Below are 16,233 nucleotides of genomic sequence, written 5' to 3'. Positions count from 1 at the left end.
AGCCAGACGATCGGAGGCCCCATGACCCGTATCGGTTTTGTCGCAGCATTCCTTTTGATCGGCACTGCGGCGGCGTCGGCTGCATTACCTCCCTACTGGCAGCGCAAGGCCGAGATCGACGCCATCACCGACAGCGGCGATGTTGCGCGCAGGCTGGAAAATCACGGCCCGATCGACGTGATCGAGCATATCGGAAACGACCACTACCGGGTGGGCGGCGGCTGCACGCTCGGTGTGTTTATCGTCAACGATACGAGCGCGGAACCGATGCCGGGCCCACGCAAGTTCAAGCTGCAGATAGGCAAGCTCGTCTGCAAATGAGACGCCCTGCGCGGCGCCCCTTCAGGCGCGGCCGTAAAGCGGCACCAGCGTGCCGCTCATCGCCAGATTGGCCGGCGATGCCAGATAGGCGACGGCTTCGGCGGCGGCTTCCAGGCTGACCCATTTGGTGACATCGGCATCCGGCATGTCGGCACGGTTGGCGGGCGTGTCGAGCGTCGAGGGCGCGACCGCGTTGACCAAAATGCCCTTGTGCTTCAGCTCCTCCGCCATTGCCACCGTCATCGCGGCCACAGCGGCTTTACTCGCGGCATAAGCGACCATGCCGGCACCGCGGCGCGGGTCGAGCCCGGCGCGCGCCGTGACATTGACGATGCGCCCTGCAATGGCCGAGCCAAGCATGGAGCGCACCGCTGCGCGGCAGCACAGGAAGGCAGTGCGGGCGTTGGTGTCCATCATTTCGGCAAAGGATGCCGATTCGATCTTCTCGACAGGTGCTGCGGCAAAGCCGCCGGCCAGATGGATGGAGGCCCACAATTCGGGAACGCCGGCATAGAAGGCATCGACCTTGGCGGGATCGGCGAGGTCGACATTGTGCGCCAGCTTGACGCGCTCATGCGCGGAAAAGGGAAAATGCGAGGGGGCCGAGGCATGGGCATTGGGCACGTGGCATATGGCGCCGTCGGCCAGCAGTTTGCCGACAACCGCCGCCCCCAGCGCACCTGTGCCGCCGGTGACCACGATATGCCTGCCCTGAAGTGTTTCCGTCATCCTATGACCGCTCCTGTCGTTTCTTATGATTATGTCGCTTGTTATGCCGCGCCGACGCAGAGCGTCGCGCCTTTCGCGCGATCACTCAACCGCCATCTCGACATGGCAGTGTTGCGTCTTTGCATCGCTCGAAGCAGCCGACCGCCCCTCTGACGGGCGCATGGGTGTATGGCGCGCGGTCAAGCGTCAGTCGATGGTGATTTCGATGACATGGGGCAGGCCGGTTGCGCGTGCGCGTTTGAGCGCCTCGGCAAGATCCGCAGTGCCGGCAAGCCGTTCGGCGGCAATGCCGTAAGCCTCGGCCAGCTTGCAGAAATCCGGCGGCGCCGGCGACACGCCCACGGGCACGACGCCGACATCGAGCATCGAGGTCTCGATCTCGCGATAGCCCCTGTTGTTCCAGACGACGAAGATGACCGGCGCCGGCGCATCGAGCGCTGCGCCCAGTTCCGGCAGGGTGAACTGGAAGCCGCCATCGCCGGTCAGGCAGACCACCGGCACGCCGGGCATGGCAAGTGCGGCGCCGATCGCCGCCGGCGGCCCATAGCCGAGCGCGCCGAAGCCGGTGGCGGCATTGAACCAGCCGCCCGGCCGGTCGTGGTCGTAGTAGAGATTGGCGGCGTAGATAGGCTGCGTGGAATCGCCGACGATGATGGCGCCCGGCAAGGCGTCGCGGATGGTTTCCACTGCATGCACCTGTGCCGCATAGGCCGGGCTCAGTTCGGCAAAAGCCGCCTTTCGCGCAGCGGCTGCACGGCTCTCGCCCTCTTTCGCGGGTGTGTAAGAGGAGCCGATCGCCCCGAGCAGCGCCTCGATCGCCTCCGCGCAATCGGCCTGGATGGCGACGCTCACCGGGCGGCGGGCGAGCTGGTCGGCGCCGATATCGATGCGGATCAGATTGGCCGGCAAGACAAAACCGCCATCGCTGTAGCCGTCGTAATCGGTCGGGCCGAATTCGGTGCCGGCGGCGATGACCAGATCGGCGTCGGCCATCAGCGCCCGCACTGCCTTCAGGCTGGGGCTGGCAGGCACGCAAAGCGGATGCGCATGCAGCAGGCCCCGTGCATTGGCGGTCTGGACGACTGGCGCACCCAGCCGCTCGGCCAGGCGCTGCAAGGGCTCACCGGCGCGCTTGGCGCCGCCGCCGGCCAGGATCAGCGGCCGCCGAGCCGCGGCGATCAGCCTGGCAGCTGCGGCAATGGCCGCGCCATCCGGCGCCGGCGGCGCTGCATTGCTTAGCAAGGCAGCAATACCGTCGGCCGGTTTGACCATGACGTCGGTCGGGATTTCGATATGCACGGGCCCCGGTCGCGAGGACGAAAACAGCGCGAAGGCCCGCGCCAGCGCGCCGGGCAATTCGCTGGCCTCGGTGACGCGCTGCGAAAACAGCGCCACCTTCTCCATCATGCCACGCTGGTCCGGCAGCTCGTGCAGGAAGCCCAGCCCCTTGCCCAATGTCGGCATCGCGTTGACGCCCGAGATCACCAGCATCGGCACCGAATCGGCGCGCGCCTGGCCCATGGCGGTGATGGTGTTGGTCAGCCCCGGTCCGGTGATGACGAAGGCCACGCCAGGCCTGCCGCTGGCACGCGCATAGCCGTCGGCCATGAAGCCGGCGCCCTGTTCGTGGCGCGGCGTGACATGACGGATTTTCGAGCGCGCCAGCCCACGGTAAAGCTCGACCGTGTGGACACCAGGAATGCCGAAGACGGTGTCGACGCCATGCGCTTCGAGCAGCGTGATGAGGGCTTCGCCGATGGTGGTCATTGGTTTCCTCCCGTTAGCACCGATCACTGTTCAGCGGAAACAGTGATCGGCTCTACCTCTTTGTTTTTAACGCAATTCCGGATGGAAAACCGCTTCTCACTTTTCCTGGAATTGCTTGTCCGGCGCGAGGCCGAGCTCGGCCTCTATGGCTTTGACACCGATCGCCGCCAATTCGCCAGGCGAGAACATCTCTGCGGCCAGACAGCCTTCGATCCAGAGCCCGTCGATGATCGCGTTGATCGCGATGGCATGGCGGCGCAGCTCGCTTGCCCCCGGCTTGCGCTGTTCGGCGGCAAGCACTTCGGCCACGACCGCTTCCACCTCGTTGCGAAAGCCGAGATAGCCTTCGCGGTGCGCTCGGGCGAGCGCCGGATCAGCACCTGCGCGGCCGATGAAGGTTGCCCAGAGCGAAAACACCCGCGCGTCGATGATCGGCGCGTTGAGGTTGGCAGTGACGAAGGCCGCAAGGCGTTGGCGCGGCGCGGCGTTTTCCATGAGCAATGCCGCCTTCGCCTGCTCGGTCATGCGGCCCATCAGCGCCGCGTAGGCTTCCTGCAGCAATTCTTCCTTGCCGGGGAAATAGTGACGGATCAGCCCGGCAGTGACGCCGGCGCGCAAGGCGATGGTGCGCAGGCTGGCGCCCTCCAGGCCATGTTCCGCCACGCTGTCCAGGGTTGCGTCGATCAAATCCTGCCGCCGCCGCTCCTCGCCCTCGCGGCGGAACTTGCGGCGCTCATTCATTGCCGCAGGATGGGCCGTGTCAGGCATGTCGGCCCACCTTCGCAGGCGATGCAGAGCGCATCCGCCTCGAAGATTTCAACCGTGCAGCCGGCGGCTTCCATCGCGGCCCTGGTCTTGGGAAAGCCTGCAACGGCTATGACCTTGTGCGGGCTGGTTGGCAGCACGTTCAGGCTGAGACCATTGGACGCGGCGAACTCTTCGGCGTCGCCCTCGACCAGCCGGATGCCGCGCGCCTTCAGCAACTGATAGAACGGGGCCGGCAGAAGCGGCGAATAGACCAAAGCGAGGTCGTCGGACAGCGGGCTGATCACCGACATCAGATGCAGGCATGCCTCTTCGCCCTGCCACAGCGGCAGATCGAAGCCGTAGACCGAAATGTCGAGTGGCGACAGCAGGTTGGAAACCTGCTGGATGCCGTCCTGGTTGGAGCGCACACCGCGCCCGATCACCAGCGTGCTGTTATCCAGCCATACGCAGTCACCGCCTTCGACCTGGCCGGGAGCCTCGACGCGGCCGAGGATCGGAATGCCCAGGCGTCGATAGGTTTCCTCATGCAGCGATGGCTCGCTGGCGCGCAATGGCTTGCCCATGGACAGAATCAGCGCGCCGCGATCGGTCATCAGCGACGGGTCGTGGGTGAATACCGAATCCGACAGTCCGTCGGCCTTGTCGTCGATCCATTCGATTTCGGCGCCGGAAGCCGCCACCAGTTCGGCGAGGGCCGCATGCTGCGACGCCGCTTTCGCCGGGTCGAAACTGGGGCCATAGTGCCAGGTAGCCCTGTCGGCGCCGCGCATGGCATTGGCTGCCGACCGCATCAGCACACGCCGCAACGGCGCCGCCATGGACTGTGATCCGAAAGCGCTCATCGATGCCCTTTTCAAGGTGAAAAAAATGGAAGAAATTTCATCGAAAGCTATTTATACACTTGCACAATAAGGCCGCAAGTGCCGTAATGAGCGGGATTGACGGGCTCGCGCTGTTGGGTCCATGCTGAAGTCTGGAGTGGGCATTACAGCGTATGTTGATTAGCCGGATAGACGTTCGACGATCTGCGGTCGACCCTGTGGTGGAGGTCGCCCGGTGAGCGCGGTGGGAGCCACCGCAGTCCAATCCGGCAAGGCGCAAGACGGCGCTGCCGAAGCCATCCATGTCGAGAACCTGCACAAGAAATTCGGCCAGCTGCATGTGCTGAAGGGCGTTTCGCTGTCGGCGCGCGACGGCGAGGTGATCGCCATCATCGGCGGCTCCGGCTCCGGCAAGTCGACGCTGCTGCGCTGCATCAACTGCCTGGAAAATCCGACCAGCGGCATCATCCGCGTCAATGGCGAAGAGATCAAACTCAAGGCCGACAGCCACGGTCACACCATTCCCGCCGATCGCCGGCAGATCGAGCGCATCCGTTCCAAGCTCGGCATGGTGTTCCAGAACTTCAATCTGTGGAGCCACATGACGCTGATCGAGAACGTCATCGAGGTTCCGCTGCACGTTCTGGGCGTCAGGCGCGACGTGGCGATCAGGGAAGCAGAAAAGCTTTTGGCGCGCGTCGGCCTCGCCGAAAAGCGCGACGTCTATCCGGCCTACCTCTCAGGCGGCCAGCAGCAGCGCGCGGCGATCGCGCGGGCGCTCGCCATCAACCCGCGCGTCATGCTGTTCGACGAGCCGACCTCGGCGCTCGACCCGGAACTGGTCGGCGAGGTGCTGAAGGTGATCGGCGACCTGGCGCGCGAGGGGCGCACCATGGTGCTGGTCACGCATGAAATGAAATTCGCCCGCGAGGTCGCGACGCATGTCGTCTACCTCTACAACGGGCTGGTCGAGGAAGAGGGGCCGCCGGAGCAGATCTTCGGCGCACCGAAATCCGAAAGGCTGAAGCAGTTCATCCGCAACATCGGCTAGGAAGGCCGGGACGGAAGAAAACCGGGAACCAACAACAAACTGGGAGTCGTGACTATGAAGACTGTTCTGAAAACATTCGCCGCAGCGCTGCTGCTCGGCGTCGCCGCCATGGGCGTGGCCAAGGCCGATCCGGTCAAGATCGGCGTTGCCGCTGAGCCTTATCCGCCCTTCACCTCGCCGGACGCCTCCGGCAAATGGGTCGGCTGGGAAATCGAGTTCATCGACGCCGTCTGCGCCGAAGAAAAGCTCGACTGCGTCATCACGCCTGTCGCCTGGGACGGCATCATCCCGGCGCTGACGACCAAGAAGATCGACCTCATCGTCTCCTCGATGTCGATCACCGCCGAACGCGAGAAGACCATCGACTTCTCCGACAAGTATTATAACACGCCGACCGCCATCATCGGCCCGAAGGACCAGAAATTCGGCGCCACGCCGGACGATCTCAAAGGCAAGGTCGTCGGCGTTCAGGTGTCGACGGTGCATGCCGTCTACGCCAAGAAGCACTTCACCGGGGCTTCCGAGATCAAGGAATACCAGACCCAGGACGAAGCCAACAACGATCTTGCCGCCGGCCGCCTCGATGCGGTCCAGGCCGACTCCATCGCGCTCGGCGAATTCCTGAAGTCGGACCAGGGCAAGGCCTGCTGCGACCTGAAGGGCATGGTGGCTCCGGACGACGAGGTGCTTGGACCGGGCGTGGGCGCTGGCGTGCGCAAGGAAGACACCGAGCTGAAGGGCAAGATCAACGCCGGCATCAAGGCGATCCGCTCGAACGGCAAATATGACGAGATCTCGAAGAAGTACTTCGATTTCGACATCTACGGCGGCGGCGGCGCGCAGTCGAACTGACGATCCTCGCATGAGCTAGGGGGCATGGCGTCAGGCCATGCCCCCTCTGCCCGATCTTTCCCAGACATGCTTGCCGCCGGCGCTGCCGTCGGCGGTGAGAGGCAGCAATCCGGGGGCGACGCTGATCGACGCACTTCTTTCGGCCTCGGCGGCCGGCATCATCGAGCTTCTTTCGCCCAATCCGCCGGGCTGGGGTGGCACGCTGCTGCTTGGACTGCTCCATTCGATCGAGATCGCGCTCGGCGCCACGGTCCTCGGTCTCCTGATCGGCACCGGCGGCGCCTTCGGCAAGCTCTATGGCGGCCCGGTCGTGCGAGACCTGCTCGCCGTCTACACGACGGTGGTGCGTGCCGTGCCCGAACTGGTGCTGATCCTGCTGCTCTATTATGCCGGGACGGATCTGATCAACCAGGCGCTGACCGCAATGGGCTATCAGCGGGTCGACATCAGTGGTCTTGCCGCGGGCATCGCCGTGCTCGGCTTTGTTCAGGGCGCCTATTCCACAGAAGTGATCCGCGGTGCGATCCTGGCCATTCCTCAAGGCCAGATCGAAGCGGCCCGTTCCTACGGTATGTCGCCCGGCCTGATGCTGCGGCGCATAACGCTGCCGGCGATGCTGCCCTTCGCCATACCGGGCCTCGCCAATCTCTGGCTCATCGCCACCAAGGACACAGCGCTTCTGGCGGTCGTCGGCTTCTACGAACTGGCGCTGGCGACGCGGCAGGCCGCGGGCGTCACCAAAGCCTACTTCACCTTCTTTTTCGCCGCGGGCGTGCTCTATCTCATCTTGTCGCTGGTCTCCAACCTGCTCATCGGCCGCCTTGAGGCCTGGTCGCGGCGCGGCATGCCATCGCTCAAGGAATCGCGCTGATGGCCGGAGAAGCGACCATCATCAATGTTGCGGCGCGGACGTCGCTGTGGCTGCAGCCGCATCGCATCGTGCTGATCCTGGTCGCGATCGCGCTGGTTCTCGGTGCGGCCTTCTTCATGCGCTGGGACTGGCTGCCGCAATATTATGAAATGGGACTGCTCGGCATCTGGCGCTCGCTATGGATCCTGGCCGTCACCTGCTTTCTCGGCTTCCTGCTTGCCGTGCCGCTCGGGCTGGCGCAGGCCGCCGGTCCGTTCTGGTTTTCTGCACCGGCCAAGACATTCTGCACCGTCATCCGTGGCACGCCGCTGCTGATCCAGCTGTGGCTGCTGTATTACGGGCTGGGTTCGCTGTTTCCGCAATATCCGTGGATCCGGGAATCCTGGATGTGGCCGTATCTGCGCCAGGCCTGGCCCTATGGCGTGCTGGCGCTGACCTTGTCCTTCGCCGGCTACGAGGGCGAAGTGATGCGCGGCGCCTTTGCCGGCGTGCCCAAGGGGCAGCTCGAGGCCGCCCGCGCTTTCGGCATGAGCCGCTGGAAGATTTTCCGCCGCATCTGGCTGCCGCAGGCCATCTACCGGGCGCTGCCGACGCTGACCGGCGAAACCGTGCTGCAGCTGAAGTCGACGCCGCTGGTGGCGACGATCAGCGTCATCGACATCTTCGCCGTCTCGTCCAAGGTGCGGCAGGACACCTACCTCACCTACGAGCCGCTTCTGCTGCTGGCGCTGATCTACATGACCATCACCGGCATACTGGTGTTTGCCTTCAGCAAGATCGAGGCGCGGATTCCAAACAAGGTTGGATAGCGAATAGGCAGTGATGAGTAGTAGGTAGTAAGTAGCGAGGATATGGCCGCGAACCCGCTTGCTTTCCCTATTCCCTACTGACTACTCCCTACTCACTCATCACCAATCCAAGGTCCCCACCATGCAACTCTCTCTCGACCAGGCAACAGGGCTTTGCCGGATGGCGGCGCTTGGCGCCGGCGCCAATGAAGAAGCGGCGGAGTCGCTCACCGCCTCGATCATCGCCGCTGAGGCGGAAGGGCTTTCGACCGTCGGGCTGACGCATTTCATCGATTATCTCGAGGCGCTGGAAGCCGGCCGTATCGACGGCAATGCCGATCCGGTGATCACAAGGCCGGCGCTCGCCGTCTACCTCTCCGATGCGCGCGGCGGCCTGGCGCATACCGGCTTCGACCGCACCATCGACGACCTCGCCAAGGCGGCAAAGCTGTTCGGCGTCGCCATCTTCTCGCAGAAGAACGCCTATACGTGCGGAGCGCTCGGCTACTTCACCGGCCGTCTCGCGCAGCTGGGACTGGTCTCCTTCGCCGCCACCAACGGGCCGGCGGTGCTGGCCGGCTCGGGCTCCGTCAAGCCGGTCTATTGCACCAACCCGATGTCGTTTGCCGCACCCGCTGCCGGTGGCGCACCGCTGGTCATCGACCAGTCGTCGAGCGCTACCGCCTACGTCAACATCCGCAAGGCTGCAGAGGACGGCAAGAAGATCCCCGAAGGCTGGGCGCTGGACGCCAGCGGCAACCCGACCACCGATCCGGCCGCGGCCATGAAAGGCGCCATGCTTGCCTTCGGCGGCCAGCGCGGCGCCAACATCGCGCTGATGGTCGAAGTGCTGGCGGCCGGCCTGTCGGGCGCCAACTGGTCGCTCGACGCGCCATGGTTCTCCGGCGGACCGGACAGCCCGGGAACCGGCCTGTTCGTGCTTGCCGTCGAGCCCAAACTGCTCGATCCGGATTTCGAGCAGCGCATGAAGGACCAGCTCGACCGGCTGCGCCGCCGCTTCGGCGTGCACGTGCCGGGCCGAGCCCGCGCGGAAGCCGCGGAAAAGGCGCAGGCGCGCGGCATCAACGCCCCCAAGGCGGTGGTGCAGCGCATTTCCGAATTCGCCGAGCGCTATTCGGGCTGAAGCAGTCCCAACCAGGAGCTCGACTTGGATATTCCGGAAATGACCTGGACGAGGCTGGATCGTCTGAAGGAAGACCCGCCTCTTTTTCGCGGAACGCTGTTTCGCTACCGGACGATGGCGCCCATAAAGGAAATCATCGACTACATGCTTTTTGAAACGCATGAGGTGTCAGGTCTCGGTCTTGTTCGAGATTCCGGATACGGCGCGGGCAACGTACTCGTATTTCTTCCGGCGGAGGCGAGGGTCTCGCGCGACAAGGTGGCCATTTCGCCCGAATGGCTAAGGCGCAACTGGCAAAACTGGGTGGACAGTGATTCCAGCGCCGACCAGGTCTGGGTTTGCCTTGGTGGCCGCCCGGCACCGGACAGACTACCCGAAGAATAGTTGCTCGCAGCGTTGAACCTTTTCCGGTGCGGCGACGACCAATAGCTGCCGGGTTGGGTTTGCCCGGTCGGTGTCTTCTGTCGGATGCGTTTAGGGCCGGGGCGGGCGTTCGCCATCTCAGGTCAGCCGCCTCGAGCCCTGTCTCGACCGTTGCGTCACCCGGAAAACCCCGCTTCGGCGGGGTTTTCTGCGCCTCATACCATCCGCACTAAACATGATGACGAAAGTTAACTTTTGTTAACTTGACTTGCTGGGAGCCATGGGGCGTTTTCGAGCGATCATCACAACGACAGGAGCTACGATGTCCGTGACCACCGACGCTTCCCGCGGCAGATTGATCATCCCGGCGTTTGGCCGCCTGTATTCGTCGTTGCATGACGGCGCCGAAACCCTTCTGCGCGTCATCGCCGGCGGGTTTCTCACCATCCACGGCTCGCAAAAGATCACCAACCCTTTCGGCGCCGCCGAAATGGTCGAGGGTCTCGGTTTCTATCCCGGCGCGTTCTGGTCCCTGCTTTTGTCCTGCACCGAATTCTTCGGCGGCATTTTGATCGCCATCGGCCTGTTGACCCGCCCGGCCGCCTTCGCCGGCATGTTTGTGTTGCTGGTAACCGTCTGGTTCCACTGGATCACGGTTGGCCAAGGTTTTTCCGGCGCTGAAAAGTCGCTGCTGTGGGCGGCGATCCTCTTGTTCTTCGTCATCCGCGGCGGCAACCGCCAGTCGGTCGACGCACGCATCGGCAAGGCGTTCTGAAAGGGGCGGAACTAGGGTGACAGCGACGACGCGTCACCCTTTGCCTTTAGCCCAAAACGGACTATGAAACGGCTTCAGCCAAGCTTTCGAGCGCCGGAGCCAGCCATGACCGAAATCCTGCAAATCCCAAAGCTCGTGGTCGTCTTCGGCGGCTCCGGTTTTGTCGGCCGCCACATTGTGCGGGCGCTGGCCAAGCGCGGCTACCGCATCAGGGTTCCGGTTCGCCGGCCCGATCTTGCGGGACATCTGCAGCCGCTCGGCAATGTCGGCCAGATCCAGCCGGTGCAGGCCAATGTGCGCGTGCGCTGGTCGATCGACCGCGCCGTGCAGGGCGCCGACCACGTGATCAACCTGGTCGCCATCCTGCATGAGACCGGCCGGCAGAAATTCAACACCGTGCACGAATTCGGCGCCCGCGCCGTGGCCGAGGCCGCGCGCTCGGTCGGCGCCGGCCTCACCCATATCTCGGCGCTGGGCGCCGACCTCAACGCCGAGTCCGACTATGCCCGCACCAAGGCGCTCGGTGAAAAGGCCGTGCTGGAGACCATCCCGGACGCCGTCATCTTCCGTCCTTCGATCAATTTCGGGCCGGAAGACAGCTTCTTCAACCGCTTCGCCGACATGGCGCGCTATTCGCCGGTGCTGCCGCTGATCGGCGGCGGCCAGACCAAATTCCAGCCGGTCTATGTCGGCGATGTCGCCGAGGCGGTGGCGCGCTCGGTCGAAGGCAAGATCAAGGGTGGCCAGATCTACGAGCTCGGCGGGCCGCAGGTGCTGACGTTCAAGCAATGCATGGAAGAGCTGCTGACTGTGGTCGAGCGCAAGCGGCTGCTGGTGCCGGTGCCGTGGTGGGTGGCCAATCTGCAGGCCTCGGTCCTCGGCCTGCTGCCGAACCCACTGCTGACCAAGGACCAGGTGCTGCAGCTGCGCGGGCACAACATCGTCTCGGAGGCGGCGACCAAGGACAACAGGACACTTGCCGGTCTCGACATCCAGCCGCAATCGATCGGCACGATCCTGCCGAGCTACCTCTGGCGCTTCCGCGCCGCCGGCCAGTTCCAGCGCAAGCCTGCCAGCATCGCGTAGCTAAGCTAGCTAGAGGCGCCGTGTCACCTGCATCGGCAGGCCGCCCTGCGGTTGCGTCGTCAGCTTCTGCACCGGCCATGGCTTGGTTTCGGACGTCACATCGAAGCGGAAGCGCGACAGCATGATGGCAAGCGCAATGATCGCCTCCTGCATGGCGAAACTGGCGCCGATGCAGATGCGCGGACCGGCGCCGAACGGCAGATACTGGAAGCGGTCGATCTTCTCGCGGTTTCCCGGATGGAAGCGCTCGGGCATGAAGGCGTCGGGCCTGTCCCACAATTTTCTGTGGCGGTGAACGACCCAAGGCATCACCAGCACGGCGGCGCGTTTGGGCAGCACCAGATCGTTCCAGGTCTCGGTCTCGATCGGTTCGCGGTTGATCGACGGCGCCGGCGGATAGAGCCGCAGCGCCTCTTCGAAGGCGGCGCGTGTGAACGGCATGGCATCCAGCCACTTCGTCGGGTCGGGTTCGCGTGCCAAGACGGCATCGATCTCGCGCTCAATCCTTTCGCGCTCCCATGGCGCCTCGGCAAGCAAGTAGAGCGTCCAGCCGAGCGCCCGCGCCGTGGTCTCGTGGCCGGCGCCGATGAAGGTGATGATGTTGTCCTCGACCTCGGCCCGCGTCAGCCCGTCCGGGCCTTCGGCGCGCAGCAGAAGCGTCAGGAAATCCTGCGGTGCGGTGTCGGGGTCGCGCTTCAGCCGCTCCTCGCGCATCTTGACCGTATCGGTGACGATCTTGCGGAAGTACGCCATGGTCTTGCGGCCGCGAATGCGGGTCAGCCGCGGCAGCCATTCGGGCGCGCGCAACAGATCGAGCGGATCTACCCGGCCCATGGTCTCGAACAGGCGGTCGATCTCCTGCGCGAAACTGCCCGGCTCGCCCGAAATCTCGCCGGAAAACAGTGTTTCGGCCAGGATGTCGTAGGTCAGCAGCGTCATGTCATGGGCGATATCGGACATGCCGCCATTCTCGTAGCGGGTAACGAACTGCATCGTGCGGCGCAGCATCGGCTCGGCGAAGCCGAAGATGTGGCGCGGCGTGAACACAGGCGCCATCGCCTTGCGCGAGCGCTTCCACACCTCGCCCTCGGCGGTCAGCAGGCCGTCGCGCAGGATCGGGCGCAGGATCATCTGGCGCACCGTCGCCATCTTGTAGTTCTTGGCGTTGTCGATCAGTACGTGGCGGATGAGGCCGGGATCGTTGGCGACGATCAGATGCCCGCCGACGCCATTCGCCGAAATCCAGGGTTCGTTGTAGGTGTGCTCGCCCCACAGTTCGAGCGGATTGCGGTAAACGATCCGCATCATCTCCAGCGTCGAAGGCGGCGTCGTGCGCGGCTTGGGCGCCGGCGGCACGAAGGGGACGGGCTGCGTGTCCATGAGGTACTCCGCTGATGTCCCAATGTAGTGGCTGGCAATCCAGGCGTCCATGTGACCGAAGGGCAAGCCGAAACGTGGCAGCGCAGGTATGCTTCGACAGTGTGTTCATCGGATCGTGACCGCCTGTGAAACGCTTGCGCCTTGTCCATCCGGGCAATTCTGCCGTAGTGACAGTCACCAACAGATACTGCCAACCGCCCAGGAGACCCCGCCTTGAAGCATCAGCTGAACATCATCATCGGCAGCACGCGGCCCGGCCGTGCCGGTCCGGTCTTTGCCCACTGGCTGGAGGGTTTTGCGCGCGAACACGGCAAATTCGAACCGGTGCTGACCGACATTGCCGCATTCCAGCTGCCGGTCCTGGACGAACCGCACCACCCCAGGCTCGGCAATTATCAGAACGACCACACCAAAGCCTGGTCGAAGGCCATCGATGCCGCCGACGCCTTTGTGTTCGTGGCGCCGGAGTACAATTATTTCGTCGCGCCGGCGATCGTCAACGCGATCGACTACCTCCTCCGCGAATGGAAATACAAGCCGGCTGCCATCTTCAGCTATGGCGGCGTCTCCGGCGGCCTGCGCGCCGCGCAGGCGCTGAAGCCGCTGCTGACCTCGGTCGGTATCATGCCGATCCCTGAAGGCGTCGCGCTGCCACTGTATCAAAAGCTGCTGGAGAGCGACGGCCCCTTCAAGGCCAGCGAGCAGGTGCAGGGCGGCACCAAAGCCATGCTGGATGAACTGTCGCGCTGGAGCGAAGCGCTGAAGCCGATGCGGGCGGCGTAAAGCAGCCGGTTTTCGGCCGGAAGCCCGGCTTGCTCATGCCATAAAGAGGTGGAATGGTTGGCAGGTGACTGAGCCGGGGGCGGTTCGACTTGCGGTTTTTGTTTGCCTTGCTGCTGATGCTTGCGACCACCGCAACCGCGGTGGCGGAGCGGCGCGTGGCGCTGGTCCTTGCCGATGACGACTATCGGCTGGTGCGGAAGCTCTCCAATCCGGTCAATGATGGCGAGGCGATGGAAGCGGCGCTGAAGAAGCTCGGCTTCGAAGTCGTGCTCGAAACCAATCGGGATCTGCGGCGCATGCGCCGTGCGTTGGACGATTTTCGCGAGGACGCCAAGGGCGCCGACGTGGCGCTGGTGTATTTCTCCGGCCATGGCGTCGAAATCTCCGGCGACAACCGGTTGTTGCCGGTCGACGCCGACGCCTCCTCGCTCGACCAACTCGAGAAGACCAGCCTGCCGCTGGAAGAGGTGCGCGATGCCGTTGCCGCCACCGCCAAGGTCGGGCTGATCGTGCTCGATGCCTGCCGCAGCGATCCGTTCACGGGTGGCGGTGGCGAAGGACGCGGCGCGGCATCGCTGATCAAGGATCTGGTCGATAAGGTCAAGCCTGGCCTCGGCCGCATCGGCAAGGCGGAAAACATCCTGTTCGCCTTTTCGGCCGCACCTGGCGAGACAGCCGCGGACGGAACCGGCGCGAATTCACCCTTCACGGCGGCGCTGACCAAATATCTCGGCACCGACGGGCTTGAGATACGCTCGGTGCTGACCCTGGTGCAGCAGGAGGTCTATGACCTCAGCCGCGGCAAGCAATTGCCCTATGTCGAAAACGGACTGCCAAAACTGTTCTTTGCCTCGGCGGCCAAGGAGCAATTGCCGGAGCGCGAACGCCTGCTGCTCGCCATGGCCGATGTGACGCCGGAAATGCGTGGCGCGGTCGAACGGATCGCCAGCGACGCCGACATGCCGCTGGCGCCGCTCTATGGCGCGCTGATCAGCACCGATACCAGCCACCTCTCCGGCGAGAGCCTGGACGCCAAGCTGCGCGAGGCGGCCGATGCCTTCGTCAAGGTGCAGGGCGAGATGAAGACGCTCGCCGCCGACGATCCGAAGGTGACCGAACTGCGCCGCCAGGCCGAGGAGCAACTGTCGCTTGGCGCTTTCGATGGCGCACGCGTGATCCTTGCCAAGGCCGCCGACATCGACAATGTCTCGCGCACCACATTGAAGTCCAAATTCGTCAGCCGCACCCTTTCCGAGGCCGCAACGCGCTTTCTGTCAGGCGGGGCGGCACGCGCCAGCCTGGATTACGCGACTGCCATCAGCGACTATGAATCGGTGCTGGCACTCTATGGCGAGGCCGGACAGACCTCGCTCAGCCTGGAACAGGCCGACCGCCAGAGCCGCACGCTGGAGGAACTCGGTATCCTCTATACGACGGTCGGCAATGTCGAAGCAGCCGGCCGCGCCTTCAGCGCGCTGCTGGCCAATCTCGAGCAGCGGTCGCGTCAGGAAACCGATCCAAGCGTCAAACGCGATCTCGCCATCAGCCATATCAAGCTCGCCAACATCAAGATGGCGCAAGGCGACCTGCCGGCCTCGCTGGAACATTATGTGGCGGCCAGGGACATGCTGCAGGGCCTGACCACAGACGCGCCGGACAAGAAGCACTGGCTCGGCGATCTGGCCATGGCCAATGACAAGATCGGCAATGTACTGGCGACACAAGGCGATGTGGGTGCGGCAGCCCAAGCCTATCAGCAGAGCCTGTCGCTCAAGCAGCAATTGGCCGACGCGGAGCCGAACAGCGTCTATCTGCTGCGCGACCTGACCATTACCTATGATGAGATTGGCGATCTTGCGCGTACCGCTGGCCAGCTGGATGGCGCCCAGACGGCATTTGAAGAGAGCCTTAGAATTCGGCTGGCGCTGGCTGACAACAAACCCGACGACCCTGAGCACCAGCGCGCCGTCTCCGTCAGCTACACCAGGATCGGCGACGTCATGCGCCAGCGTGGCGACCCTGCCGGCGCTTTGGCAGCCTACAACAAAAACCAGGCGATCGCCGAAGCGCTGGCGCGCCGCGACCCCAACGATACCGATTTGAAGCGCGACCTGTCGGTCGGCTACGCCAAGATCGGCAATGCGCTCAGCGACCAGAAGGATTGGCAGCCGGCACTGGAGTCCTATCAGCAGGCATTGGCCATAGCGCACGAGCTTGCCGCGAGCGACCCTGGAAACACCGATTGGCAGCGTGACCTGTCGGTCAGCCTGGAAAAGGTTGCCGGTGTGCTCAACGCCCAGGGTGATGTCAGCGGGGCATTGCAAAACTATCAGGATAGCCTTGCCATTGCAGACCGGTTGGCCAAGCTCGACCCTGCCAATTCCGACTGGCAACGCGATCTGTCGATCACGTTCGAGGAAATCGGCTTGCTGGAAACCAAGCAACGGCACTTCGAGGGCTCCAAGAACGCCTTCGAAGCCAGCCTCGGCATTCGCCAGAAGCTCGCTCAGTCCGATCCGGACAATGCGATCTGGCAATTCGATCTCGTGCAGGCCTACATCAACTACGCCTATGTGGCGAAGGATCCGAAGGCGGCGCTGACCAAGGCGTTGAACATCACATTGGAGCTCGATCGCACCGGGCGGCTGGCGCCGAGGGACAAACCCACGATCAAATATCTACGCGGCCTTCTGGCCAAACTCGGCGCTCGAAAAAAATAGCCGGCTGCCGGCTG

The 16,233-nt window shown here is 64.0% G+C and carries 16 protein-coding genes; 11 read left to right on the top strand and 5 right to left on the bottom strand.

All coding sequences use genetic code 11. The features are described from left to right. Positions 1-21: 21 nt before the first annotated feature. On the top strand, positions 22-321 hold the full coding sequence (locus AC1DYC_RS24540) for a hypothetical protein (protein ID WP_477410367.1): 300 nt from the start codon (positions 22-24) through the stop codon (positions 319-321). A 21-nt stretch (positions 322-342) separates the two neighbouring features. Here AC1DYC_RS24540 and AC1DYC_RS24535 read toward each other — a convergent pair whose 3' ends face one another. The 4 genes from AC1DYC_RS24535 to AC1DYC_RS24520 all read right to left on the bottom strand — a co-directional run bounded on the left by AC1DYC_RS24535 (position 343) and on the right by AC1DYC_RS24520 (position 4,427). Continuing rightward, positions 343-1,050: an SDR family NAD(P)-dependent oxidoreductase gene (locus tag AC1DYC_RS24535; RefSeq protein WP_477410366.1), complete on the bottom strand. Its 708-nt coding sequence runs from the start codon at positions 1,048-1,050 to the stop codon at positions 343-345. A 186-nt stretch (positions 1,051-1,236) separates the two neighbouring features. Next, complete coding sequence (locus tag AC1DYC_RS24530; RefSeq protein WP_477410365.1) at positions 1,237-2,817, bottom strand: 5-guanidino-2-oxopentanoate decarboxylase; 1,581 nt, start codon at positions 2,815-2,817, stop codon at positions 1,237-1,239. Between the two features lie 96 nt (positions 2,818-2,913). Continuing rightward, positions 2,914-3,585, bottom strand: a complete 672-nt coding sequence (locus AC1DYC_RS24525; RefSeq protein WP_477410364.1) for a TetR family transcriptional regulator C-terminal domain-containing protein — start codon at positions 3,583-3,585, stop codon at positions 2,914-2,916. Next, entirely contained in the window at positions 3,555-4,427 is an 873-nt protein-coding gene (locus AC1DYC_RS24520) for a dimethylarginine dimethylaminohydrolase family protein (protein ID WP_477410363.1), read from the bottom strand. The genes AC1DYC_RS24525 and AC1DYC_RS24520 overlap by 31 nt, the downstream gene beginning before the upstream one ends. 214 nt (positions 4,428-4,641) lie before the next feature. Here AC1DYC_RS24520 and AC1DYC_RS24515 point away from each other — a divergent pair, with 214 nt between their 5' ends. The 8 genes from AC1DYC_RS24515 to AC1DYC_RS24480 all read left to right on the top strand — a co-directional run bounded on the left by AC1DYC_RS24515 (position 4,642) and on the right by AC1DYC_RS24480 (position 11,336). Next, positions 4,642-5,457 (top strand): ABC transporter ATP-binding protein, encoded by an 816-nt coding sequence (locus AC1DYC_RS24515; RefSeq protein WP_477410362.1) that lies wholly within the window; start codon positions 4,642-4,644, stop codon positions 5,455-5,457. 54 nt (positions 5,458-5,511) lie between these two features. Continuing rightward, positions 5,512-6,309 carry a transporter substrate-binding domain-containing protein gene (locus AC1DYC_RS24510; protein ID WP_181056639.1) on the top strand — a complete coding sequence of 266 codons (798 nt, stop codon included), beginning with the start codon at positions 5,512-5,514 and terminating at the stop codon, positions 6,307-6,309. A 205-nt stretch (positions 6,310-6,514) separates the two neighbouring features. Next, on the top strand, positions 6,515-7,180 hold the full coding sequence (locus tag AC1DYC_RS24505) for an ABC transporter permease (protein ID WP_477410547.1): 666 nt from the start codon (positions 6,515-6,517) through the stop codon (positions 7,178-7,180). Further along, positions 7,180-7,989 carry an ABC transporter permease gene (locus AC1DYC_RS24500; RefSeq protein ID WP_477410361.1) on the top strand — a complete coding sequence of 270 codons (810 nt, stop codon included), beginning with the start codon at positions 7,180-7,182 and terminating at the stop codon, positions 7,987-7,989. The genes AC1DYC_RS24505 and AC1DYC_RS24500 overlap by 1 nt, the downstream gene beginning before the upstream one ends. 121 nt (positions 7,990-8,110) lie before the next feature. Beyond that, the gene (locus AC1DYC_RS24495; protein WP_477410360.1) at positions 8,111-9,112 is read left to right on the top strand and encodes an Ldh family oxidoreductase; all 1,002 of its coding nucleotides are present in this window, start codon (positions 8,111-8,113) and stop codon (positions 9,110-9,112) included. 24 nt (positions 9,113-9,136) lie between these two features. Beyond that, positions 9,137-9,496 carry an Imm45 family immunity protein gene (gene imm45, locus AC1DYC_RS24490; RefSeq protein WP_477410359.1) on the top strand — a complete coding sequence of 120 codons (360 nt, stop codon included), beginning with the start codon at positions 9,137-9,139 and terminating at the stop codon, positions 9,494-9,496. A 301-nt stretch (positions 9,497-9,797) separates the two neighbouring features. Next, positions 9,798-10,250: a DoxX family protein gene (locus AC1DYC_RS24485; protein WP_477410358.1), complete on the top strand. Its 453-nt coding sequence runs from the start codon at positions 9,798-9,800 to the stop codon at positions 10,248-10,250. Positions 10,251-10,355: 105 nt separating this feature from the next. After that, complete coding sequence (locus AC1DYC_RS24480) at positions 10,356-11,336, top strand: complex I NDUFA9 subunit family protein (protein WP_477410357.1); 981 nt, start codon at positions 10,356-10,358, stop codon at positions 11,334-11,336. 9 nt (positions 11,337-11,345) lie between these two features. Here AC1DYC_RS24480 and AC1DYC_RS24475 read toward each other — a convergent pair whose 3' ends face one another. Further along, positions 11,346-12,716, bottom strand: coding sequence for a cytochrome P450 (locus AC1DYC_RS24475; RefSeq protein WP_477410356.1), 1,371 nt, complete (start codon positions 12,714-12,716; stop codon positions 11,346-11,348). A 213-nt stretch (positions 12,717-12,929) separates the two neighbouring features. Between AC1DYC_RS24475 and AC1DYC_RS24470 the strand changes: the two genes are divergently transcribed. Beyond that, the gene (locus AC1DYC_RS24470; protein ID WP_477410355.1) at positions 12,930-13,499 is read left to right on the top strand and encodes an NADPH-dependent FMN reductase; all 570 of its coding nucleotides are present in this window, start codon (positions 12,930-12,932) and stop codon (positions 13,497-13,499) included. An 89-nt stretch (positions 13,500-13,588) separates the two neighbouring features. Continuing rightward, positions 13,589-16,219 carry a caspase family protein gene (locus AC1DYC_RS24465; protein WP_477410354.1) on the top strand — a complete coding sequence of 877 codons (2,631 nt, stop codon included), beginning with the start codon at positions 13,589-13,591 and terminating at the stop codon, positions 16,217-16,219. The last annotated feature ends 14 nt before the right edge of the window (positions 16,220-16,233 follow it).

The sequence above is a fragment of the Mesorhizobium sp. P2_E7 genome, from assembly GCF_056403855.1.
Note: the sequence above shows the minus strand (reverse complement) of the source record. Positions and strands in the feature narration are given on the sequence as shown.